At 75.0% G+C, this 21,381-nt stretch carries 21 protein-coding genes and 1 riboswitch; of the genes, 9 read left to right on the forward strand and 12 right to left on the reverse strand.

The genetic code is table 11. From position 1 onward, the window contains the following. Nucleotides 1-2: 2 nt before the first annotated feature. Both QP090_RS02780 and QP090_RS02785 read right to left on the reverse strand, forming a co-directional pair. Nucleotides 3-1,463: a uracil-xanthine permease family protein gene (locus QP090_RS02780; protein WP_285936848.1), complete on the reverse strand. Its 1,461-nt coding sequence runs from the start codon at nt 1,461-1,463 to the stop codon at nt 3-5. A 169-nt stretch (nt 1,464-1,632) separates the two neighbouring features. Beyond that, the gene (locus QP090_RS02785; RefSeq protein WP_285936849.1) at nt 1,633-3,477 is read right to left on the reverse strand and encodes a PucR family transcriptional regulator; all 1,845 of its coding nucleotides are present in this window, start codon (nt 3,475-3,477) and stop codon (nt 1,633-1,635) included. 221 nt (nt 3,478-3,698) lie between these two features. On the opposite strand from QP090_RS02785, the gene QP090_RS02790 reads away from it, so the two are divergent. The 4 genes from QP090_RS02790 to QP090_RS02805 all read left to right on the forward strand — a co-directional run bounded on the left by QP090_RS02790 (nt 3,699) and on the right by QP090_RS02805 (nt 9,012). Beyond that, the gene (locus QP090_RS02790) at nt 3,699-4,634 is read left to right on the forward strand and encodes an oxamate carbamoyltransferase subunit AllH family protein (RefSeq protein WP_285936850.1); all 936 of its coding nucleotides are present in this window, start codon (nt 3,699-3,701) and stop codon (nt 4,632-4,634) included. Between the two features lie 123 nt (nt 4,635-4,757). After that, complete coding sequence (locus QP090_RS02795; protein WP_490393311.1) at nt 4,758-6,284, forward strand: AllF/FdrA family protein; 1,527 nt, start codon at nt 4,758-4,760, stop codon at nt 6,282-6,284. Beyond that, nucleotides 6,285-7,715: a YlbE family protein gene (locus tag QP090_RS02800; RefSeq protein WP_285936852.1), complete on the forward strand. Its 1,431-nt coding sequence runs from the start codon at nt 6,285-6,287 to the stop codon at nt 7,713-7,715. A 61-nt stretch (nt 7,716-7,776) separates the two neighbouring features. Further along, nucleotides 7,777-9,012: a DUF6986 family protein gene (locus tag QP090_RS02805; protein ID WP_285936853.1), complete on the forward strand. Its 1,236-nt coding sequence runs from the start codon at nt 7,777-7,779 to the stop codon at nt 9,010-9,012. A 34-nt stretch (nt 9,013-9,046) separates the two neighbouring features. Here QP090_RS02805 and QP090_RS02810 read toward each other — a convergent pair whose 3' ends face one another. From QP090_RS02810 to QP090_RS02825, 4 genes are read right to left on the reverse strand one after another with little or no spacing between them, the layout of a single operon-like run. Then, nucleotides 9,047-9,640, reverse strand: a complete 594-nt coding sequence (locus QP090_RS02810; RefSeq protein WP_285936854.1) for a nucleotidyltransferase family protein — start codon at nt 9,638-9,640, stop codon at nt 9,047-9,049. Nucleotides 9,641-9,679: 39 nt separating this feature from the next. After that, on the reverse strand, nt 9,680-10,867 hold the full coding sequence (locus tag QP090_RS02815) for an XdhC family protein (RefSeq protein WP_285936855.1): 1,188 nt from the start codon (nt 10,865-10,867) through the stop codon (nt 9,680-9,682). Further along, complete coding sequence (locus tag QP090_RS02820; protein ID WP_349666468.1) at nt 10,848-11,993, reverse strand: vWA domain-containing protein; 1,146 nt, start codon at nt 11,991-11,993, stop codon at nt 10,848-10,850. Before QP090_RS02820 ends, QP090_RS02815 begins: the two co-directional genes overlap by 20 nt. 2 nt (nt 11,994-11,995) lie before the next feature. Continuing rightward, on the reverse strand, nt 11,996-12,886 hold the full coding sequence (locus QP090_RS02825) for an AAA family ATPase (RefSeq protein ID WP_285936856.1): 891 nt from the start codon (nt 12,884-12,886) through the stop codon (nt 11,996-11,998). Nucleotides 12,887-13,014: 128 nt separating this feature from the next. On the opposite strand from QP090_RS02825, the gene QP090_RS02830 reads away from it, so the two are divergent. The 5 genes from QP090_RS02830 (at nt 13,015) to QP090_RS02845 (ending at nt 16,350) form a co-directional block, all read left to right on the forward strand. Then, on the forward strand, nt 13,015-14,379 hold the full coding sequence (locus QP090_RS02830; protein ID WP_285936857.1) for a sulfite oxidase: 1,365 nt from the start codon (nt 13,015-13,017) through the stop codon (nt 14,377-14,379). Nucleotides 14,380-14,389: 10 nt separating this feature from the next. Beyond that, nucleotides 14,390-14,536, forward strand: coding sequence for a hypothetical protein (locus tag QP090_RS37500; RefSeq protein ID WP_349666469.1), 147 nt, complete (start codon nt 14,390-14,392; stop codon nt 14,534-14,536). Further along, nucleotides 14,537-14,680, forward strand: a complete 144-nt coding sequence (locus QP090_RS37505; protein ID WP_349666470.1) for a hypothetical protein — start codon at nt 14,537-14,539, stop codon at nt 14,678-14,680. It abuts the gene before it with no gap. 1 nt (nt 14,681) lies between these two features. After that, on the forward strand, nt 14,682-15,323 hold the full coding sequence (locus QP090_RS02840) for a hypothetical protein (RefSeq protein WP_285936858.1): 642 nt from the start codon (nt 14,682-14,684) through the stop codon (nt 15,321-15,323). A 97-nt stretch (nt 15,324-15,420) separates the two neighbouring features. Then, nucleotides 15,421-16,350, forward strand: coding sequence for a D-alanyl-D-alanine carboxypeptidase family protein (locus QP090_RS02845; RefSeq protein ID WP_285936859.1), 930 nt, complete (start codon nt 15,421-15,423; stop codon nt 16,348-16,350). A 77-nt stretch (nt 16,351-16,427) separates the two neighbouring features. On the opposite strand, the gene QP090_RS02850 is transcribed toward QP090_RS02845, so the two are convergent. The 6 genes from QP090_RS02850 to QP090_RS02875 form a co-directional block, all read right to left on the reverse strand. Further along, the gene (locus QP090_RS02850; RefSeq protein WP_285936860.1) at nt 16,428-16,889 is read right to left on the reverse strand and encodes a PH domain-containing protein; all 462 of its coding nucleotides are present in this window, start codon (nt 16,887-16,889) and stop codon (nt 16,428-16,430) included. Next, complete coding sequence (gene hisG / locus QP090_RS02855; protein WP_285936861.1) at nt 16,882-17,757, reverse strand: ATP phosphoribosyltransferase; 876 nt, start codon at nt 17,755-17,757, stop codon at nt 16,882-16,884. Before hisG ends, QP090_RS02850 begins: the two co-directional genes overlap by 8 nt. A gap of 329 nt (nt 17,758-18,086) precedes the next feature. Beyond that, on the reverse strand, nt 18,087-18,563 hold the full coding sequence (gene ribH, locus QP090_RS02860) for a 6,7-dimethyl-8-ribityllumazine synthase (protein WP_285936862.1): 477 nt from the start codon (nt 18,561-18,563) through the stop codon (nt 18,087-18,089). Next, on the reverse strand, nt 18,563-19,789 hold the full coding sequence (locus tag QP090_RS02865) for a bifunctional 3,4-dihydroxy-2-butanone-4-phosphate synthase/GTP cyclohydrolase II (protein WP_285936863.1): 1,227 nt from the start codon (nt 19,787-19,789) through the stop codon (nt 18,563-18,565). The genes ribH and QP090_RS02865 overlap by 1 nt, the downstream gene beginning before the upstream one ends. Then, nucleotides 19,786-20,433, reverse strand: a complete 648-nt coding sequence (locus QP090_RS02870) for a nicotinamide mononucleotide transporter family protein (RefSeq protein WP_285936864.1) — start codon at nt 20,431-20,433, stop codon at nt 19,786-19,788. The genes QP090_RS02865 and QP090_RS02870 overlap by 4 nt, the downstream gene beginning before the upstream one ends. Continuing rightward, complete coding sequence (locus tag QP090_RS02875) at nt 20,420-21,031, reverse strand: riboflavin synthase (protein WP_285936865.1); 612 nt, start codon at nt 21,029-21,031, stop codon at nt 20,420-20,422. Before QP090_RS02875 ends, QP090_RS02870 begins: the two co-directional genes overlap by 14 nt. A gap of 81 nt (nt 21,032-21,112) precedes the next feature. Beyond that, a riboswitch (FMN riboswitch) is annotated at nt 21,113-21,243 on the reverse strand. Between the last annotated feature and the right edge of the window lie 138 nt (nt 21,244-21,381).

A 21,381-nucleotide genomic window follows, 5' to 3' on the forward strand; every position in this document is an offset into this window, starting at 1 on the left:
CGTCAGCCCGCGTCCGTCGTGGGCGGGCGCACCGGGCCGCCGATCTCCCGTTCGTCCGGCGCGATCATGCCCCCGCCGGTGCCGTCCGGGCCCCGCCGGGCACCGGCCACGGCGTTCAGCGCGTGGTACCCGACCAGCACCGCGACAGTGCCGAACGCGATGCCCTGGAGCGGGAAGTCATCGGTGATCTTGAGAGTCACGTCGCCGATGGCCAGGATGACGGCGGCGGCGACCGGGACCAGGTTGACCGGGTCGGCGAAGTCGACCCGGTTCTCGATCCAGATCTTCGCGCCGAGCAGGCCGATCATCCCGTACAGCACCACGGTGATGCCGCCGAGCACGCCGCCCGGCGTCGCCGCCACCAGCGCCCCGAACTTCGGGCACAGCCCGAACGCGATCGCCACCACCGCCGCCACGTAGTACGCCGCCGTCGAGTAGATCCGGGTGGCGGCCATGACGCCGATGTTCTCGGCGTAGGTGGTGGTGGGCGAGCCGCCGACCCCGCTGGCCAGCACCGTGCCGAGCCCGTCGGCGGCGATCGCGCGGCCGAGCACCGGGTCCAGGTCGTCGCCGGTCATCGCCGCGACCGCCTTGACGTGCCCGGTGTTCTCGGCGATCAGCGCGATCACGGCGGGCAGGGCGAGCAGGATCGCCGAGGTCTTGAAGTCGGGCGCGTGCAGGCTCGGGAAACCGAACCAGTCGGCGCCCTTGATGCCGGTGAAGTTCACCCGGTCGTGCGGGAACGCGGTCGCGACGCAGTACGGGCCCTCCTTCGCGCACGGCCGGCCCGCCGCGTCCAGCAGGTTCTGGCCCGGCAGCACCGAGGTGATGCGGCCCGCGACGTTGTCGAGCACCCACGACAGGACGAACCCGAAGACCAGCGCCAGCAGGATCGACACCCGCGCCCAGAAGCCGCGCAGCAGCACCGTGCACAGCACCGCGAACGCCAGCGTCAGCAGGCCCGTCCACTGGTCCTGCGGCCAGTAGGTGTTGGCGACCACCGGCGCCAGGTTGAACCCGATCAGCATCACCACCGCGCCGGTCACCACCGGCGGGAACACCCGCTGGACCACCTCGCCGCCGAGCACGTGGATGAGCACCCCGACCGCGACCAGCACCGCGCCCGCGACCAGGATCGCGCCGGTCACCGTGGCGCTGTCGCCGCCCGCCGCGCGGATCGCGGCGACCGCCCCGACGAACGAGGCGCTGCTGCCCAGGTAGCTCGGCACCCGCCCGCGCACGATCAGCAGGAACAGGATCGTCGCGACCCCGGACATCATGATCGACAGGTTCGGGTCCAGGCCCATCACGACCGGGAACACGAACGTCGCCCCGAACATCGCGACCACGTGCTGGGCGCCGATGCCCGCGGTCCGCGGCCAGGTCAGGCGCTCGTCCGGCCTGACCACCTCGCCGGGGGGCGGGGTCCGCCCGTCGCCGTGCAGCTTCCAGCCCATCACCATCGGGGCCCTCCTCCGGGGCTGTACCCGAGCGGCGGCCTCCCGCTGCGGCCGTGCTCATGCGGGCAAGGTAGATCTACCCAGGTGGGCGGGCATCGGCGACAACTGCCAAACCGCGGGTCCACGTTTGGGAGGTAAGAGCGGGGGATGTCACGGCCCGGGCGGCGGGCGCTCAGATCCCCCTCATCCGCAGCACGTGCAGGGCGAGGGTCAGGTTGAGCCGCAGATGCGCGTCCTCGGTGAACCTGCCGAGCATCCGCTCCAGCTTCCCGATCCGATAACGGAGCGTATTGTAGTGGAAGTGCAGCCGCCGTGCCGTCTCGGCCACGTTGAGGTTGGTCTCCAGCAGCACCTGAAGGGTGCGGCGCAGGTCGACCAGCTCCGGCTCGTCGTCGGCGGCCAGCACGCCCAGCGTCTCGCGGACGAACGCGTGCAGTTCGGCCGGGTCCGACACCAGGCTGAGCAGCCGGTACACGCCGAGCTGGTCGAAGTGCGCGCGAGCCCCGGCGCCGTGCAGCTGCCGCCCGACCCGCACCGCCTTGACCGCCTGGTCGTAGGCCTCGGGCAGCGCGGCGGGCGAGGTCACGGTGCGGCTGATCCCGGTCGAGAAGGTGCGCCGCACCGCCAGATGCTCGGCGAACACCGCCGCCGCCTCCTTGACCAGCGTTTGGACCGGTCCTGCGGCGGCGCCCTCGAGATCGTCGCCGTCCACCCCGATGACCGCGACGACCTCGTGCGCGAAGCTGGCGACCGCCGCGCCCCGGTCGTGCCGGCGCACCGCCGTCGTCCAGGCGGCGGCGAGCCGCTCCTGGGCCGTCCGCTCCTCCGCGCCCCGCCCGCTGCGCGCACCGCCCGCACCACCGGTGCCGGACGCGTCGGCGTCGGCGCCGCGTCCCCGGGACACGGCCTCGCCGCCGGGCGCCGCGGCCACGGCGCCCCGGGCCCGTCCGCCCGGTTCGGCGGCGCGGGGCCTGGCCTCCGCCTCCGTCCCGCGCGGGCGCCCGTCCAGCTCGGCGACGACCACCATCACCGGCCGGTCCAGGTCCCAGCCGAACCCGTCGCAGTGCGCCACGACCCGGTCGTCGTCGCCCGCCCGGCCGGCCAGGATGTCGCGCAGGAAGTCGGCCCGGTACTTGCTCTCGACCGCCGCGACGGCCTGCTGCTTGGTGACCACCAGCGCGGCGACGGTCGCGGCGCGCTCCAGGATGCCGAGATCGGTGCCGCGCAGCGCCGCGCTCGGGCTGAACGCGATGATCCGTCCGTGGTCGAAGCCGCCCGCCACCACCGGCACCACCAGGTGGTCGCCGGTGCCGTGCGCGCCGCCGAGGCCGCAGCCGCCGCGCCCGCACGCCGCATGCCGGCCCGCGTCGAACGCCCGCATCGCCTGCACGTGCTCCTCCGGCCCGGCGCCCGCCACGACCCGCTGCTCGCCGTCCAGGACGACGACCGCGACCTCCAGCAGGGCGGCCACCTCGTCCACCACCTCCTGGAGGCCGCCGCCGCACAGCACGATCTGCACCAGCGCGCGGTGCACCTCCTCGGTGCGGGCGAGCACGGCCGCCTGCCGGTTGAGGATGTCGGTCAGCACCTGGTTGAGGATGTCGTCGAAGCCGACGTCGTTGGGCAGCAGGATCAGCGGGAAACCGCGCCGGTCCGCCTGCGCGATCATCTCCGCGGGCAGCGTCTCCAGGTACCGGCCCAGCTTGATCGCCAGCGCCGCCAGGCCGCGCTCGTCCAGGTCGGCGACCAGGTTGTCGAGCGACTGGGGGGTGTTGCGCAGGGGGTAGCCGGTGGTCAGCAGCAGCTCGTTGGGCTTGACCCACGACAGGATGTCGGGGACCTCCATCACGTTGAGCCGCTGGACGATGCGGCCGAGGCCGCTCCGGCCCGCGATGAGGCGGGCACCGTTCAGGGTGGAGACGCCGAGAACCTCGCCGACCGAGAGGCCGTGGGTCAGTGTTCCGGTGCTAGCGAGCCGGAGGGCCGGTGGGCCCGGGTCCGCGCTGGTGTCACTCATGCCAGGGGTCACCTCGCCTTTTGGTGCGTACATCGCCCGAAACGGCGTGATCGCTACCGCTTTCTGATCAACCCTGACAACAAAGACGAACGATGACAACCATCCTTGGCAGCTTTCTCCATACGACCTGTCGCGCGCCGCGGTCTAACGTCCCACCAGAGGCCGGGGACCCGACGGCGGACGGCCTGCGACCGGCATCGACAGCGGCTTCGGGAGGACCAGTGACCGCCCTCGTTCGCGAGCCGATCCCGCTGACGGCACGGCCGGGACCGCGTCCCCCCGCCGCCGGCGCCGCGAGCCTCATGCTGCGCCCGGTACTCGACCCGCCACGCCGCCCGGCGCGGGTGATCGCGGTCTTCCCGACCGCGGTGTACCTGGAGCTGCGCGGCCCCGAGGAGCCCCGGGTGGTCGCGGTCGTCACCTCCGACGCGGTGCGTCCGCCGAACGCCGTCGTCGTCGTGGCCGAGCGCCGGGACCGTCCCTTCCACCGGATCCGCGAGGGCCTGGAGGCCTGGGTCGGCGACGGCCGCGTCGAGGCGGCCGGCCTGCACGTGCGGGTCCGCCGCTGGTGGGCCCCCTCCCCCGCGCTCGGCACGATGTCGCCGCCGGCCCTGGCGCGCGGCCTGCGGTCGCTGGAGAACTCCCTCACCGCCGCCGGGATGACCGGGGGCGGCCTGGCCGGCCACCCCGACCCGCTCCAGCTCGCCGAACGCTGCGCGGCCGGCGACCTGGCGGGCGCGGTCGAGGCCGCCGAGCGCATCGTCGGCCTCGGGCCCGGCCTCACCCCGAGCGGCGACGACATCCTGTCCGGCATGCTGGTCTCGCTGCGGCTGCTCGGCGGCGCCGTCCGGCCCGGCGGCACGGCGGTGTGGCTGGCCGACTGGCTCGGCGCGGCGGTGACCGCCGACGCGGGCACCCGCACCACCGCGCTGTCGGCCACCCTCCTGCACTGCGCCGCGGCCGGCGGCGCCGGCGCCGAGGTCGCCGCCGTCCTGCGCGGCGTCGCCGGTCACGAGGCACCCGCCGCGGCGGTCCGCCGGCTGCTGTCGGTCGGCCACACCTCCGGCGCCGACCTGGCCTGGGGCGTCCTGGCCGGCTCCCGCGCCACCCTCGCCCTCGCCTCCGCCACCGAACACTCCCACCGGGCCACAGCATGAGCCGAGCGGGGAGCACATGAGCGAGGTGGAGGGGCGCGGCGCCGCCTGGACTGACGAGCGACGAAGGAGCAAGGAGGGAAGGCGGCGCCCAAAAGCGCCCTGGAGCCGAGCGGGGAACACAGCATGAGCGAGGTGGAGGGGCGCGGCGCCGCCTGGACTGACGAGCGAGGAACGGCAGGAGACACAGATTGGGTTGAGGTTCGGCGGGGGGCCTACCGCGACTCGGTTTCGCTGATGCGGGTGAGCCGGAGCATCGTGGGGCGGGACGGGGTGACCGAGGCGATGGCCGCGATGGGCACCGGGCTCAACCTGGAGGTGCTGGCCCGGATGGGGTTCGCGGTGCCGGGGGGCACGGGGCCGGGCGACCTGGTGGTGGCAATCCGGGCGGGCGCGGAGGAGGCGCTCGACGGGGCCAGGGACGCGCTGGACGGGCTGCTGCGCGGACGCGAGCCGGCGGCGGACGGCGCCGGGCTGTTCGGGGCGCCGCCGCCCGCGCGGACGACGGCGTCGGCGGCGTCGCGGACGGACGCGGGCATCGCCCTGCTGTCGGTGCCGGGCCCGCATGTGGTGCCCGAGGCGATGGACGCGCTGAACGCCGGCCTGAACGTGATGATCTTCAGTGACAACGTGCCGGTCGGCCAGGAGGTCGCGCTCAAGGAGGAGGCGGCGCGGCGCGGCCTGATCGTAATGGGGCCGGACTGCGGGACCGCGGTGGTCGGCGGCGCCGGGCTGGGGTTCGCGAACGCGGTGCGGCCGGGCCCGGTGGGCATGGTGGCGGCGTCCGGCACGGGCGCGCAGCAGCTCATGTGCCTGCTGGACGCGGCGGGCGTCGGGGTGAGCCATGTGCTCGGGGTGGGCGGGCGTGACCTGTCGACCGAGGTGAGCGGCCGGTCGTCGCTGGCCGCGCTGGCCGCGCTGGACGCCGATCCGGCGACCGAGCTGATCATGCTGGTGTCCAAGCCTCCGGCGCCGCGAACCGCGGATCTGATCCGGGAGGCGGCGCGGCGGCTCGACACCCCCGTGGTGTTCGCGCTGCCGGCGCCCGGCGAGGACGATCTGACCCGGGCGGCGGAACGGGCGCTGGCGGCGCTCGGCCGGCCGGTGCCGGAATGGCCGCGCTGGCTCGCGTCCGGCCGGGACGGGGCGGGACGGGGCGGACGGGGCGGCGAGAGCGGGCGGGCGCTGCGCGGGCTGTTCGCCGGCGGGACGCTGCGCGCCGAGGCCGAGGCCGTGGCGCGCGACCTGCTCGGCTGGGACCTGGAGGCGGGCGGGCACCGGCTGGTCGACTACGGCGACGACGCCTACACCCGGGGCCGCGCGCATCCGATGATCGACCCGACGCTGCGGCTGGAGGCGCTGGCCGACCAGGCCGCCGATCCGGGCTGCGGGGTGCTGCTGCTCGACGTGGTGCTGGGGTTCGGCGCCGACCCCGATCCGGCGGGCGCGCTCGCGCCCGTGCTCGCCGCGGCGCTACGGGACCGTGGCGACCTGGCGGCGGTGGTGTCCCTGTGCGGGACGCCGGCCGATCCGCAGGACCGCGACCGGCAGGCGGCGGCGCTGTGCGACGCGGGCGCGGACGTGTTCGCGTCCAACGCCGAAGCCGCCCGGCACGCGGTGCGGGCGGTGGCGGGGGCCGAGGGGGAGGCGTAGATGGGTGGGACCGGGCAGCGGCTGGGCGGTCTGCTGAACCGCGAGCCGCGGGTCGTCGCGGCGGGCGTCGGGGTGCTGGCCGACGCGCTCGTCCAGCAGGCCGTGCCGGTGGAGGGCGTCGACTGGAGACCGCCGCCCCCGGGCACCGAGGCGGCGCTGGCGGCGGTGCTCGGACGCCCCGGGCAGGCCGCGGCCGACGCGCTCGCCGTGGGGCGGATGCTGACCGCGCGGCCGGAGCTGGTGGACGTGCGGCCCGCCGGGGAGGTCCTCGGGCTGGAGCCGGGCACGTTCCTGCACGCGGGACCGCCGCTGGAGTGGGAGCGCGCGTCCGGGCCGATGCGGGGCGCGCTCATCGGGGCGATGCTCCTCGAAGGGCTCGTCGCGACGCCGGAGGAGGCGGCCGGCGCCCTCGCGCGCGGTGCCGCGACGCTCGACCCGTGCCACCACCACGGCACGGTGGGGCCGATGGCGGGCGTGGTGAGCCCGTCGATGTGGATGCTGGTGGTGCGGGACGCCGAGCACGGCGGCACCGCGTACTGCTCGCTGAACGAGGGCCTCGGCAAGGTGCTGCGGTACGGGGCGTACGGGCCGGAGGTCATCGAGCGGCTGCGCTGGATGGGCGCCGGGCTGGGCCCGCTGCTGCGCGAGGCGGTGCGCCGGCACGGCCCGGTCGACCTGCTGTCCATCATGGCGCAGGCGCTCCAGATGGGCGACGAGCTGCACAACCGCAACCGGGCGGCGACGGCGCTGCTGGTGCGCGAGCTGGCGGCCGACCTCGCCGCCGCCGACGCGCCCCGCGACCGGGTCGCCGAGGTGTTCCGGTTCGCGGGCGGCAACGACCACTTCTTCCTCAACGCGGGGATGGCGGCGGCGAAGGCGGCGGCCGACGCCGCGCGGGGCGTGCCCGGGTCCGGGCTGGTGGTGGCGATGGCGCGCAACGGCACCGATTTCGGGATCCAGCTCTCGGGCACCGGCGACCGCTGGTTCACCGGGCCCGCGGGCGTCCCCGACGGGCTGTACCTGGGCGCGTACGGGCCGGACGACGCCAACCCCGACATCGGCGACTCGGCGATCACCGAGACCGCGGGGATGGGCGGGTTCGCGCTCGCCGCCGCGCCCGCGATCGTGCGTTTCGTCGGCGGCGAGGTGCCGGACGCGGTGGCGGCGACGCAGCGGATGTACGAGATCACCCTGGCCGAGCACCCGGCGCTCCAGATCCCGCTGCTGTCCTTCCGGGGCACCCCGGCCGGGATCGACGCGACCCGGGTGGTGCGGACCGGGATCCTGCCGGTCATCGACACCGGCATCGCGGGACGGGAGGCGGGCACCGGGCAGGTCGGCGCCGGGCTGGTCGAGCCGCCGGCCGAGGTCTTCACCGCCGCGCTGCTCGCGCTGGCCGAGGACGGGAGCCGCCCGGAGCCGCCGCGGTGAGCGGCCGATCGGGCCGGGCCGGGACTCCCCATGGGGCCCGATCTTGGGGGATCATGGCGGGGTGAACTTGAGCGTCTCCTCGATCGACGACCTGTCCGCGCGCGTCTCCGCCGTCCGCGACGAGCATCGGCTGCACTTCCCGGGGGCGGCCACCGGACGGCAGCCGGTGCACACGGTGTACATCCCGGCCGACCGGTTCGCGCACTCGACGCCCGCCGAGTACGGCGCCGAGGCGCTGCGTCTCCTCAACACGCACACGCCGGGCGCCGGGTCGTTCGGCGGGGCGTTCGGCATCGACCCCGAGATCGCCGGGCTGGTCCGCGAGCGGGTGGCGGCCAAGCTCGCGCACGAGCCGGTCGAGGACGTCCGCATCGACTTCGAGGACGGCTACGGGACGCGTCCCGACGCCGAGGAGGACGCGCACATCGGGCAGGTGGTCGAGGAGATCGGCACCGCCTACCAGGCCAAGACGCTCCCGCACTACTGGGGGCTGCGGGTCAAGTCGTTCGCCGACGGCGGCCACGAGCGCGCGATGCGGACGCTCGACGGGTTCCTCACCGCGCTGCGCGACCGGCTCGGCCGGCTGCCCGGCGGGTTCACCATCACCTTCCCGAAGGTGGTGATGGCCGAGCACGTCGCGCTGTTCGTGGAGTACCTGGACCGGCTGGAGACCTCGCTCGGGCTGCCCGCGGGCATCCTGCGCTTCGAGGTGCAGGTGGAGACGGCCGAGGCGATCATCGACCACGAGGGCCGGACCGGGCTGCGCGCCATCGCCGGCGCCGCCGGCGGCCGGATGACCGCCGCGCACTTCGGCGTGTTCGACTACACCGCCGCCTGCGGGCTGCCGCCCGAGGAGCAGCGCCTCGACCATCCCGCGTGCGACTTCGCCCGGCACGTGATGCAGGTCGCGTTCGCCGGCACCGGTATCCGGCTGTCGGACGGCTCCAGCAACGTGATCCCCCGCAACGACGGCCCCGACGAGGTCAACGAGGCGTGGGCGGTGCACGCCGCGCAGGTGCGGCACTCGCTGCGGCACGGCTTCTACCAGGGCTGGGACCTGCATCCGGCGCACCTGCCGAGCCGGTACGCGGCCGTCTACGCCTTCCACCTGTCCGGGGTCGACGACGTGATCGGCCGCGTCCGGGCCTGGCAGGAGCGGGCGGCGGTGGGCGGGCACGGGGTGGTGGACGAGCCCGCGACGGTCCGGGCCCTGGTCGACCGGCTGCGCCGCGCCGTCGACTGCGGCGCCCTCGACGAGAGCGCGCTCCCCGAGGGGACGCTCCCCGAGAGCGCCTGACCGCGCCGGTCAGCGGCCCCGGCCGAAGACCCGGTCAGCGGGCGTCCTGGCCCCTGAACTCGGCCAGGTCGCCCGGGGTGTCGATGTCGTCGGGCGCCGCGACCCCGTCGCACGGGACGTGCGTGACCAGCCCGGGGTTGGCGCGCAGGAACGCGCGCGCGCCGACGTCTCCCGCCGCTCCCCCGGCCACGGCCGCGAAGTGCTCGGCCCCGATGAGCACCGGGTTGCGCGGCTTCCCGCCGTAGGTCGCGACCGCGACGCGGGCGCCCGCCTCGTACGCCTCGATCAGCCGCGCGACGGCGGCGGAGGTGATCCGGGGCTGGTCGACCAGCGCGACGATCACGGCGGGGCAGGCCGGCGGCAGCGCGGCGAGCCCGGCGCGCAGCGACGAGCCCATGCCGGTGCGCCACTCGGCGTTGGGCACCACGACCGCGCCGATCACCTCGATCTGCGCGGCGCCGGACACCACCAGCACCGGCGAGCAGCCCCCGCTCCGCAGCATGTGCACGCCCCGGTCGACCAGGCGCTCGCCGTCCAGCTCCACCAGGGCCTTCGGCCGGCCGAGCCGGCTGCCCTCCCCCGCGGCCAGCAGCAGGCCGGCCGGGGGCTCCTCACCGTGCAGGGTCATCGACCGAGGGTAGCCCTCCTCACCCGGACCGACCAGCGTTTACCGGGGGCCGTCAGGTGCCGCGCCGGTCCCGCCGCCGGTCCCGGCGCCGCCGCGGACGCCGGCGTGGATGCGTCCGCCCGTCTCGGTGAGCGGCCGTCCGGAGCCGCCCCAGCGGAACTGGACGAGCTCGGCCGCGATGGACACCGCGGTCTCCTCCGGGGTGCGGGCGCCCAGGTCCAGCCCGATCGGCGACCGCAGCCGGGACAGTTCGGTGCCGGTCAGGCCCGCCTCGCGCAGCCGGGCCAGCCGGTCCCGGTGGGTGCGCCGCGAGCCCATCGCGCCGACGTACCCGGCGGGCGTGCGGAGCGCGACCTCCAGCAGCGGGACGTCGAACTTCGGGTCGTGGGTCAGCACGCAGATCGCGGTGCGGGCGTCGATGCCCGCCGCGGCGTCCTCCCGGACCTCCTCCAGGAACCTGTGCGGCCACTTCACCACGACCTCGTCGGCCTCGGGGAACCGCTTGGCCGTCGCGAACACCGGCCGCGCGTCGCAGACCGTCACGTGGTAGCCGAGGAACGCGCCGACGCGGGCGACGGCCGCCGCGAAGTCGATCGCGCCGAACACCAGCAGCCGGGGCGGCGGTGCGAAGGAGTGCACGAAGACCGCGAGGTCGTCCAGCCGCCGCTCGCCCTCGCGCCCGTAGTGCCGCTGCCCGGTGCGGCCTTGGGCGAGCATGCCGCGCACGTCGTCGTCGGCGGCGGCGTCGAGCCGGGCCGCGTGCGGCTCGCCGGGCGCGAGGCTGCCCGCCGACCGGTCCGCCCACACCACCCGGCGGGCGCCGACCCGGCCCGGACCGGCGACCACGGTGGCGACCGCGACCGGCTCGCGCGCCTCGATCGAGGCCGCGACCGCGGCGAACTCGGGGAAGGCCGCGGGGCCGACCGGCTCGACCAGCACGTCCAGGATGCCGCCGCAGGTCAGCCCGACGGCGAACGCGTCGTCGTCGCTCACCCCGTACCGGCGCACCACGGCCTGGCCGCTCTCCAGCACCGACCGCGCCAGCTCGTACACCGCGCCCTCGACGCAGCCGCCCGACACGCTGCCGGCCACCTCCCCGGCGGCCGACACCGCCATCGCGGCGCCGGGCTGGCGGGGCGCGCTGCGGAAGGTGTTGACCACGGTGGCCAGGCCGAACGTCTCGCCGGCCGCGTACCAGCCGGCGATGTCACCGAGCACGTCGCGCATGTGCGCTCCCCCTCACGCGTCCGCCGCCGATCAGGCGGGCCAGGTCCTCAAGGGCGGCCAGGCTGTGCCCGGAGGTGAAGTCGTCGACGTGCGGGAGCGCCGCGGCCATCCCCGCCGTGAGGGGCTCGTACCCGGGACGGGCCCGGTGCGGGTTGGCCCACACGACCCGGTGGGCCAGCCGCCGCAGCCGGGCCATCTGCTCGCCGAGCAGCCCGGCGTCGCCGCGCTCCCAACCGTCGGAGGCGATCACCACGATCGCGCCGCGGGCCAGGCCGCGCTGCCCGAACCGGTCGAGGAACTCCTTGAGCTCCGCGCCGAGCCGGGTGCCGCCGCTCCAGTCGGGGATCGCCGCGGACGCCGCCGCCATCGCCGCGTCCGGGTCGCGGTGCCGCAGCTCGCGGGTGAGCCGGGTGAGCCGCGTCCCGGCGCTGAAGGCCTCGACCGACCGGCCGCCGGACCGGACCGCCGCGTGCGCGAACCGCAGCAGCGCGTCGGCGTAGGGCCCCATCGAGCCGCTGACGTCCACGATCAGCACCACCTTGCGCGGCCGGGTGCGGTGCGCGCGGTACCGGGGCGGCGCCGGCTCGCCGCCCCGGCGCAGCGTCTCCCGGACAGTGCGGGCCGGGTCGGGACGGCCGGTGGGCGCCGGCTCGAACCGGCGCGACCTGCGCCGTTCGGTCGCGGCGTCCAGCAGCGCGATGAGCCGTCCGACCTCGGCCCGCTCGGCCGCGCCGAGCCGCGCCACGTCACGGTCGCGGAGCACCTCCACGTCGCTGGCGGCGGCGGTGCCGACCTCCGGGTCGTCCGCGCCGTCCGGCGCGGGAGGACGGGCCCCGTCGGTGAGCGTGCGGCGCAGGGTCGGCGGGGGCGGCGCGGGACGGCCGGGCCGGGCGGTGGCGCCGGAGAAGTACGCGGCGAAGCAGCGGTCGTAGCGGGGCAGGTCGGCGGGGTCGGCGCACAGCGTGAGCCGGCCGGCCCAGTAGACGTCGGCCGGGGCCAGCACGTCGAGGTGGTCGAGGGCGCCGAGCATCGCCCGGACCCGTTCGGGGTCCGCGGGGCAGCCGGCGGCGCGCAGCGTCCGGGCGAAGCCGACCATCGTCTCGGTGACGTCCCGCCCGGCGTCCACGGTCAGCCCCCGTCGAGCAGCGCGCCGAGCCCGGCCGCGCGCACCCGCTGCTGGTCCTCGCGGTACTTCAGCACGGTGCCGAGCGTCACCGCGGCGGTGCCCGGGTCGAGGTCGCGGGCGCCGAGCGCGACCAGGGCCTCGGCCCAGTCGAGGGTCTCGGCCACCCCGGGCGGTTTGAGCAGGTCGGCGGCGCGCAGCCGCTGGGCGGCGCGGGCGACCTGCCCGGCGAGCCGCCCGGCCGCGTCCGGGAGGCGCCGCCGGATGATGGCCACCTCGCGGTCGAAGGTGGGGTGCTCCAGCCAGTGGTAGAGGCAGCGGCGCTTGAGCGCGTCGTGGACCTCGCGGGTGCGGTTGGAGGTCACCACCACGGCGGGCGGCGCCTCGGCCCGGACGGTGCCGAGCTCGGGCACCGAGATGGTGAAGTCGCTCAGCACCTCCAGCAGGAACGCCTCGAACTCGTCGTCGGCCCGGTCGACCTCGTCGACCAGCAGCACGCTCGGCGTGGTCTCCAGGGCCTGGAGCAGCGGGCGGGCAAGCAGGAAGCGCCGGTGGTACAGCTCGCCCTCGAGGCGGGCGACGTCGGTGACCCCGGCGGCCTCGGCGGCGCGCAGGTGCAGGAGCTGCCGGGGGAAGTCCCAGTCGTACAGCGCCTGCGAGGCGTCCAGGCCCTCGTAGCACTGCAACCGGATCAGCGGCGCGTCCAGCACCGCCGCGAGGGTCTTGGCCAGCTCGGTCTTGCCGACCCCGGCCTCGCCCTCCAGGAACAGCGGGCGGCCCATCCGCAGCGCCAGGAAGCACGCGGTGGCCAGGCCGTCGTCGCAGAGGTAGGCGTGCCGCTCGAGCAGGCCCGCCAGCTCGGCGGGCGAGGCGGCCGTCGTCCGAATGTGCGCCACACGACTCAGGCTACTCAGCGGACCACTCGCCTCACATGGGCGGACCAGACCGAATTTGTCGCACAATAATCCGTTTAACTCAGTAGGGAAAGTTGACTTTCACGGCCGCCCTCAGCAGCATCAGGGGCATGGATCGCGACCTCGCCGACGAGCTCGTCCACCCACCCGCGCCCACCCCGGGAGGGCCCGACCGGCAGGCCGACGCGCTGACCCGGCGCGGGCTGCTGCGGCTCTCCGCGGGCGCCGCCGGCGCCGGGCTGGGCGCCGCCCTCACCGGAACCGCCCGCGCCACCGGAACCTCCCGCGCCACCGGGCCCGCCGGGCCCGCCGCGACCGCCGCCGGGGGCCGCCCGGCGAGGCTCGCGACCGCGCCGTCCGAACCGTCCACCGCGTCGACCGTGTCCGGCATCGTCAAGCCGCTGCCGCCCGAGCTGTTCGTCCCGCAGGGCACCAACGCCGAGATGCGCTGGGAGGCGATGCGCGGGCAGGGCCCGGTCACGCCGGTCGACCGGTTCTTCGTCCGCAACCACGTCTCCACCCCGCTCATCGACGCCCGCACCTGGCGGCTGAGGCTGTGGGGCACCGGGCTGCGCGGCTCCCCCGGCGAGGACCGCCCGATCGAGTTCTCCTACGCCGACCTGCTCGCCATGCGCGCCGAGACCGTCACCGCGTTCATCGAGTGCACCGGCAACGGGCGCAGCCTGTTCACCTCGCAGCAGGGGCAGGCGGTCTCCGGCACCGCGTGGAGGCTAGGCGCCGTCGGCGTCGCGCACTGGCGCGGGGTGCGGCTGTCGGCCGTCCTGGAACGTGCCGGTATCACCCGCCGGGCAGTGGACATCATGCCCCGCGGCCTCGACCCTGAGTACGTGGACAACGGTGAGGACCTCGGCCACGTCCGGCGCCCGCTCCCGGTCGCCAAGGCGCTCGAGGACGTGCTGCTGGCGTACGAGATGAACGGCGCGCCGCTGCCGCCCGACCACGGGCACCCCGTCCGGCTCGTCGTGCCGTCCTGGGTGGGCATCGCCTCGATCAAGTGGGTCGGCGACATCCAGGTGTCCGACACGCCGCTCTCCTCGCCGTGGAACACGCGCTTCTACCGGATGTTTGGCCCCGGACACCCGCCCGAGGGCAGCGCCCCGCTCACCCGAATGAACCTCAAGAGCGCGTTCGAGCTGCCGTGGGACGCCACCCTCCGCGCGGGCCGCACGCACGTCCTGCACGGCCGGTCGTGGTCGGGCGGCGGGCGGGTGCGCGCGGTGTCGGTGAGCGCGGACGGCGGCGCGACCTGGCACCGCGCCCGCACCCGCGGCCCCGTCCCCGCCCGGGGCTGGGTGCGCTGGGAGTTCCCGTGGCGGCCGGCGGCGCCGGGCCGGCACGAGCTGCTCGCGCGGGCCTCCGACGAGACCGGCGCCGTCCAGCCCGCCACCGTGCCGCACAACACCCTCGGTTACCTCTTCGGTGCGATCGCCCGCCATCCAGTCACGGTGAAGTGAGGATCCCCCCATGGCACTCTGGAAGCCGGACTCGACCTTCTACGCCTCCCCGCGCGACGCGGTCGCGGCGCCTCCCGAGAGCCGCCGCGTGTACGTGACCAACTCGCTCTACGGCTCCTGGGACGACCAGTTCTATCCCGACGGCGTCGGCGCGTGAATGGCCAAGCTCGACTCCACCGCCGGCGGCCTCGCCTTCGACGAGCGGTTCTTCCCGCAGGGCGACGCCTGGCGCGGGCTGCGTCCGCACCAGACCCGGCTCCAGGGCGGGGACGCCTCGTCCGACTCCTACTGCTACCCGTGACGTGAGGGACGGATCGCTCGCCGCCCTCGTCGCGCTCGGCGCCTTCCACGGGCTCAACCCGGGCATGGGCTGGCTGTTCGCCGTCGCGCGCGGCCTCCAGGAGCGCAGCCGCGCCCGCGTCATGCAGGCGCTGCCGGCCATCGCCGCCGGGCACGCCGCCTCGGTCGGCGCCGTGGCCGTCCTGGTGGTGCTGACCCGCTCGGTGGTCGCGACCCAGGTGGTCGCGATCGCCGGCGGCGCGCTGCTCGTCGGGTTCGGGCTGTGGCACCTGCTGTCGCGGCGGCACTTCCGGTGGGTCGGGATGAAGCTGTCGCTCCGGCAGCTCGCCGGATGGTCGTTCCTGATGTCGTCGATGCACGGCGCCGGGCTGATGCTGCTGCCGCTGCTCACCTCGGACGCCCCGGCCGGGCAGGGGCACGGCCACGGGCACGGGTTCGGCGCGGCGTCCGGGAGCGCGCTCTCCACCGGCGTGTTCGTCACCGGCGTCCACACCCTGGCGATGTTCGCCGTCGCTGGCGCCATCGCCGTCACCGTGTACGAGGTCGTCGGGCTCGCCGTCCTGCGGCACGCCTGGTTCAACCTCGACCGGGTCTGGGCCGTCGCGCTCATCGGCGCCGGGACCGCCACCCTCATCACCGCCTGACCGCTCCCCCAATTCTTGGCCATGCCGCCCGGCGGCGCTTGCCGCCACCCCTGCGAACTGCGAATCTCCTACCGCCAACGAGGTGAACGGGGACGTCATGAGGTCAGCACACCGGACCGCGGCGGCGGTGCTCACGGCCGCGCCGCTCCTGCTCGTCCCCGCACCGGCCGCCGCCCGAGCGGGCACCGCCCCAACGGGCACACCCGCCGCGGGCACGGCCACCACGGGCACCTCCACCACGAGGACGGCCGCAGCCGGCCCGTCCGGCATCGGCGCCAGGTCCGCCTACCTCGTCGACGACCGGACGGGCCGCGCCCTGTGGGCCCGCGCCGCCGGAACCAGGCGGCCCATCGCCAGCCTCACCAAGGTCATGACAGCGCTCGTCGTGCTCCGCGCGGGCCACCTCGACCGGACCATCACCATCAAGAGGAAGCACATCGCCTACGCCCGCCGCCACGGCGGCACCACGGCCGCGCTCCGCGCGGGCGACCGGCTCACCGCCCGCCAACTCCTCTACGGGCTGATGCTCCCCTCCGGCTGCGACGCCGCGTACGCCCTCGCCGACGCCTACGGGCCCGGCCGGCGCGGCTTCGTCGGCAAGATGAACGGCACCGCCCGGCGGCTCGGCCTCACCCGCACCCGCTACGCCAACTTCGACGGCCTGCCGTGGCCCACCGCCCGCTCGACCTCGTCCACGGCCCGCGACCAGGTGCGGCTCGGCCGCGCGGCGATGAGGCGGGCCGACTTCCGCGCCGTGGCCGCCCGCCGCACCTACCGGCTCGGCGCGACCCGCGGCCACCACGCCTACCGCTGGACCAGCACCAACCGCCTGCTCGGCTCGTACCGGGGCGCCACCGGCGTCAAGACCGGAACCACCAGGGCGGCCGGCCACTGCCTGCTGTTCGCCGCCCGCCGAGGCGGGCGCACCCTGGTCGGCGTGGTCCTCGCCAGCTCGGCCGCCCGGGAGCGGACCCGCTTCACCGACGCCACCAAGATCCTCAACTGGGGCTTCCGCACCCGCCGCTAGCCCGCCCCGCCCGGCCGGACGAGATCGTCGGGCCGGGCGGGGCGGGCAGAGCGGACGGGGCAGGCGGGGCCGCGGCCTCAGGCGCCGGGGCCGGGGCCGGGGCCGGTGGTCTCGCCATGTCGGACGAGGAGGGCCCTGAGCTCGGCGAGCTGCCCGGCGCAGCGGTCGCGCTCGGCGCCGTTGAGGCCCATCGCGCCGAGCGAGGTGCCGTCGGCCAGGTCGAGAGTGGGCCACGGCTCGCCGACGGTCATGTCGGCGTCGACCACCTCGGGCCACTCCAGCCGGCGGGTGCGGAACGCGTTGACGACCGTCAGGCCGGACGCGTCGGCCGCGACGCGGCAGCGGGCCAGCATGTGCAGCACCCAGGCCGCGCCCAGCGCGAACAGCACCATCAGCACCCGGTCGAACAGCTTGAACTGGGGCGCCACCACCACGGCGAGCACGACCATGCCGAGCACCACCACGCCCGCCGTCGCGTAGGCGACGATCCGGGTGGTGCGCGGGCGCCACACCACCGGAAGCGCCGGCGCGTCAGTCAACGATCTTGGAGATGGGGATCTCGAGGATGTCGTGCGCGCCCGCGGCCTTCAGCGCCGGGATCAGCGTGTTGACGCCGCGCTTGGCGACCACGGACTCGACCGCGTTGTGGTCGCCGCCCGCGAGCGAGGTGACCGTGGGCGAGGACATCGACGGCATGATGTCGAGCACCGCGCGCAGGTCGGCCTGGGCGACGTTCAGCTTGAGCAGCACGTTGCCGCGGGCGCGGATGGCGCCCTGGAGGAGCAGCGAGACGTCCTCCATCGCGGCGCGCTTCTCCGGGTTCTCGTACGCCTCGCGGTTGGCGACCAGCTCGGTGTAGCTGGTGAGCAGCGTGTCGAGGATGCGCAGGCCGTTCTTGCGGAGCGAGGAGCCGGTCTCGGTGAGGTCGACGATCACGTCCACGATGTCGGGGACCTTGGCCTCGGTGGCGCCGTAGGACGGGACGACCTTGGCCTTGACGCCGTGCTTGTCCAGGAACCGGGCGGTCATCGCCGGGAACTCGGTGGAGATCCGGACGCCCTCGGGCAGGTCGGAGACCTTCTGCCAGGGCGCGTCGTTCGGCACCGCCATGATCACCTTGACCGGGTCGGAGGTGGCCTTGGAGTACTGGAGCTCGCCGAGGCTCACCACGTCGGCGTCGGTCTCGGTGATCCAGTCGCGGCCGGTGATGCCGAGGTCGAACAGGCCCTGCTCGAGGTAGGTCGGGATCTCCTGCGGGCGCAGCACCCGCACCCGGTCGATGCGCGGATCGTCGATGGAGGCGCGGTAGTCGCGGTCGGACGCGCGCCGGACGGTGAGGTCGGCGGCGTCGAACAGCGCCGTGGTCGCCTTCTCGAGGGAGCCCTTGGGCAGGACGAGAGACAGCACGATGAAGCCTTTCGGTGGGATCGGTGGGAATCCGGGACGTGCGGAGCTCGGATGCGCGGGTCGCCGGGGGCCTGCGCCCCCGTGGCCCCGCTAGAAATGCTCCGGCGCGCGCCCGGCGTGACCGTGATGCCGCGGACCTCGCAGGGTCAGTGCCGTACAGCGTGCGGTCACAGTCGCCTCCCGTCCCGCTCGACGTCCTCACCCCCCGGCCGGGCGGTGATCACTACCCGGCCCTCCGGACGGCACCGTCCGGGGCGGATCTCCACGTCAGATCCTACGCCGTACCCGCAGGTGCTCGGCCTCACCCCCGCCGATCGGGCCCCGGCGGGTCACCGGTCCCGCAGCCGGCGCAGGGTCAGCGCCGTGTCGAGCGCCGCCACCGCGGCCTCCCAGCCCTTGTCCTCGGAACTCGTGGGCAGCCCGCTGCGCTCCAGCGCCTGCTCGACCGTGTCGCACGTCAGCACACCGTTGCCGACCGGGGTCGCGGCGTCCAGCCCGACCCGGGTCACGCCCGCGGTGACCGAGTCGCACACGTAGTCGAAGTGCGCGGTCGCGCCGCGGATCACCGCACCCAGGCAGACCACGGCGTCCAGGTCGCGGGCGAGCTGCTGCGCGACGACCGGCAGCTCCAGCGCGCCCGCCACCCGCTCGACCACCGGCTCGTCCACCCCGCACGCCTTGGCCGCCTCGAGCGCGCGCTCCAGCAGCCGGTCGGTGATCTGGCCGTGCCAGCGGGTGCACACGATGCCGAGCGTCAGGCCGCGCGCGTCGACGACGCGATCCTCGGGACGTCCCGCCCCGCTCATCAGAGGCCCTCGATCCGGTGTCCGAGACGGTCGCGCTTGACCGTCAGGTAGCGGCGGTTGTGCTCGGTGACCACCGAGGGCAGCGCCTCGCGGCCGAGCACCTCCAGGCCGTAGCCCTCCAGGCCGCTGAGCTTGGCGGGGTTGTTGGTCAGCACCCGGACGGACCGGACGCCGAGGTCGCGCAGCATGTGCGCGGCGTTGGAGTACTCGCGGGCGTCGGCGGGGAGCCCGAGCTCCAGGTTGGCGTCGACGGTGTCGGAGCCGGTGTCCTGGAGCGCGTACGCGCGGAGCTTGGCCAGCAGGCCGATGCCGCGGCCCTCGTGGCCGCGCAGGTAGAGCAGCACGCCGCGGCCCTCAGCGGAGATCCGCTCCATGGCCGCGTCGAGCTGGGTGCCGCAGTCGCACCGCTCGGAGTGCAGGACGTCGCCGGTGAGGCACTCGGAGTGCGCCCTGACCAGTACGTCGCCGCCGTCGCCGAGGTCGCCGAGGACCAGCGCGACGTGCTCGCCGCCGTCGACGTCGCCGGAGAACCCGACCGCGCGCCACTCCCCGTACCGGTTGGGCAGCCGGGTCTCCACGACCCGCCGGACCATGGGCTCGTGCCGCTTGCGGTGCTCGGCGAGCTGCTCGATCGAGATCAGCCGGAGCCGGTGCTCCTTGGCGAACACCTGGAGCTCGGGCAGCCGCGCCATGGTGCCGTCCTCGTTGACGACCTCGGCGAGGACGCCCGCGGGGGCCAGCCCGGCGAGCCGGGCCAGGTCGACGGCGGCCTCGGTGTGGCCGCGGCGGCGCAGCACGCCGCCCTCGCGGTAGCGCAGCGGGAAGATGTGGCCGGGCCGCACCAGCTCGCCCGGCACGGTCGCCGGGTCGCTCAGCGCGCGGATCGTCCGCGCCCGGTCGGCGGCGGAGATCCCGGTGCTGACCCCGTCGCGGGCGTCCACGCTGACGGTGTAGGCGGTCCGCATCCGCTCGGAGTTCTGCGCGGTCATCAGGGGGATCTGGAGCCGGTCGAGGTCGGCGCCCTCCATCGGGACGCAGATCACCCCGCTGGTGTGGCGGATCGTGAAGGTGAGCAGCTCGGGCGTCGCCGCGCCGGCGGCGAAGATGATGTCGCCCTCGTTCTCCCGGTCCTCGTCGTCGACCACCACGACCGGCCGCCCGGCCGCGATGTCGGCGATCGCGTCCTCGATGGAGTCGAAGATCCCGTCGGTCGTACTGGGGCTCACAGGGCCACCGCCTTGTTCCGTGGGTTCGGCGCGCCGTGCGTCCGGGACTCCCGGAGCCAGTCGCGGAACCCGATCATCACCATCAGGAAGAAGATGCCGTAGACGGCACCGGAGACGTACAGCCCGGACTTGAAGGCCAGCGGGACGCCCACCAGGTCGACCAGGACCCAGATGACCCAGAAGTCGACGAGGGCGCGGCTCTGCGCGAACGTCGCGACCGCGCTGCCGACGAAGATGTAGGCGTTGGCCCAGGGGGACCAGGCGACCTGGAGCCAGTCCAGGTGGGTGAACAGCTCGGCGACGACGACCGTGCCGCCCACCAGCGCGGCGAGCAGCACCACCCGCTCGCGCACGGTGGCCTGCCGGACCAGCAGGCCGCGGTCGGCGCGCCGGCCGCGCGTCCACATCGTCCAGCCGTACGCCGCCAGCAGGCAGAACAGCACCTGCTTGAGCGCGTTGCCGGGGACGTGCGCGTGCAGCGAGGCGGCGAGCAGCAGCAGCGCGCCGGCGAGCTGGACGGGCCAGGTCCACAGCGTCCTGCGCATCGCGAGCCAGACGACGGCGAGCGAGAGCGCGTTGCCCGCCAGGTCGGTCCACAGGATGTGCTCTCCGAAGAGGGAGAAGCTCGCGTCAATCCAGCCCATGGGGGGTCTCCCGGTCGCCGATCATGCGCTCGACGTACTTGGCCACCACGTCCGCCTCGAGGTTGACCGGGTCGCCGGGACCCTTGTGGCCGAGCGTGGTGAGCGCGAGCGTGGTCGGGATGAGCGCGATGCTGAACCGGTCGGCCCCGGCCTCGACCACGGTGAGGCTGATGCCGTCGACGGTGATGGAGCCCTTGTCGACCAGGTAGCGGGACAGCCCGTCCGGCAGGCCGATGGTGACCAGGTCCCAGCGCTCGCCCGGCTCCCGCGAGATGATCTCGCCGACCCCGTCGACGTGGCCCTGCACCAGGTGCCCGCCGAGCCGGTCCGACAGCCGCACCGGACGTTCCAGGTTGACCTTGGAGCCGGGTTCCAGCGCGCCGAGGGCGGACTTGCCGAGGGTCTCCTTGATGACGTCGGCGGTGAAGGTCTCGTCCTTGACGTCCACCACCGTGAGACAGACGCCGTTGACGGCGATCGAGGCGCCGTGGACGGCGTCGCGCGTGACGAGCGGTCCGCGGACCGTGACGGTGACCGAGTCGCCCTGCGGCTCGATCGCCACGATCTCGCCGAGTTCCTCGACGATGCCGGTGAACATCTCCCGGGCCTCCTCATTCGCGGGTGCGAACGGGCTCCGGGGGACGTGCCATGGGTGCGGCCACCCCAATGCAGGGGCCTACAGCGCGCTGCCTCCCATCCGGACTTTCACCGTCGGTCCCGGAGTTCCACCGGGTCAACCGGCCGATGGCTTCGGCCGGGTCGCGGACTGTCACCGCCGGTTCGGAATTGCACCGACCCCGGAGCACGCGTTTCACTGCTTCGCAACCAGTGTGCCATGCCGTGCATTCCCGTTCCCATGTGAGACTGCCCACGGCCACATTTGGCCAAACAAGCGCTCGCTAGGTTTTTCGGGAGCGGGCATCCCCCGGACACACCCGGCACGTCCGG

Origin of the sequence: Actinomadura xylanilytica (assembly GCF_030283145.1) — a bacterium.
Taxonomy (GTDB): Bacteria; Actinomycetota; Actinomycetes; order Streptosporangiales; family Streptosporangiaceae; genus Spirillospora; species Spirillospora xylanilytica.

What these genes read in the sequence shown, in the direction of transcription:
- QP090_RS02780 (WP_285936848.1), bottom strand. Translation starts at nt 1,463, where the DNA reads ATGGTGATGGGCTGGAAGCTGCACGGCGACGGGCGGACCCCGCCCCCC.
- QP090_RS02785 (WP_285936849.1), bottom strand. Translation starts at nt 3,477, where the DNA reads ATGAGTGACACCAGCGCGGACCCGGGCCCACCGGCCCTCCGGCTCGCT.
- QP090_RS02795 (WP_490393311.1), top strand. Translation starts at nt 4,758, where the DNA reads ATGAGCGAGGTGGAGGGGCGCGGCGCCGCCTGGACTGACGAGCGAGGA.
- QP090_RS02800 (WP_285936852.1), top strand. Translation starts at nt 6,285, where the DNA reads ATGGGTGGGACCGGGCAGCGGCTGGGCGGTCTGCTGAACCGCGAGCCG.
- QP090_RS02810 (WP_285936854.1), bottom strand. Translation starts at nt 9,640, where the DNA reads ATGACCCTGCACGGTGAGGAGCCCCCGGCCGGCCTGCTGCTGGCCGCG.
- QP090_RS02815 (WP_285936855.1), bottom strand. Translation starts at nt 10,867, where the DNA reads ATGCGCGACGTGCTCGGTGACATCGCCGGCTGGTACGCGGCCGGCGAG.
- QP090_RS02830 (WP_285936857.1), top strand. Translation starts at nt 13,015, where the DNA reads ATGGATCGCGACCTCGCCGACGAGCTCGTCCACCCACCCGCGCCCACC.
- QP090_RS37500 (WP_349666469.1), top strand. Translation starts at nt 14,390, where the DNA reads ATGGCACTCTGGAAGCCGGACTCGACCTTCTACGCCTCCCCGCGCGAC.
- QP090_RS37505 (WP_349666470.1), top strand. Translation starts at nt 14,537, where the DNA reads ATGGCCAAGCTCGACTCCACCGCCGGCGGCCTCGCCTTCGACGAGCGG.
- QP090_RS02845 (WP_285936859.1), top strand. Translation starts at nt 15,421, where the DNA reads ATGAGGTCAGCACACCGGACCGCGGCGGCGGTGCTCACGGCCGCGCCG.
- ribH (WP_285936862.1), bottom strand. Translation starts at nt 18,563, where the DNA reads ATGAGCGGGGCGGGACGTCCCGAGGATCGCGTCGTCGACGCGCGCGGC.
- QP090_RS02870 (WP_285936864.1), bottom strand. Translation starts at nt 20,433, where the DNA reads ATGGGCTGGATTGACGCGAGCTTCTCCCTCTTCGGAGAGCACATCCTG.
- QP090_RS02875 (WP_285936865.1), bottom strand. Translation starts at nt 21,031, where the DNA reads ATGTTCACCGGCATCGTCGAGGAACTCGGCGAGATCGTGGCGATCGAG.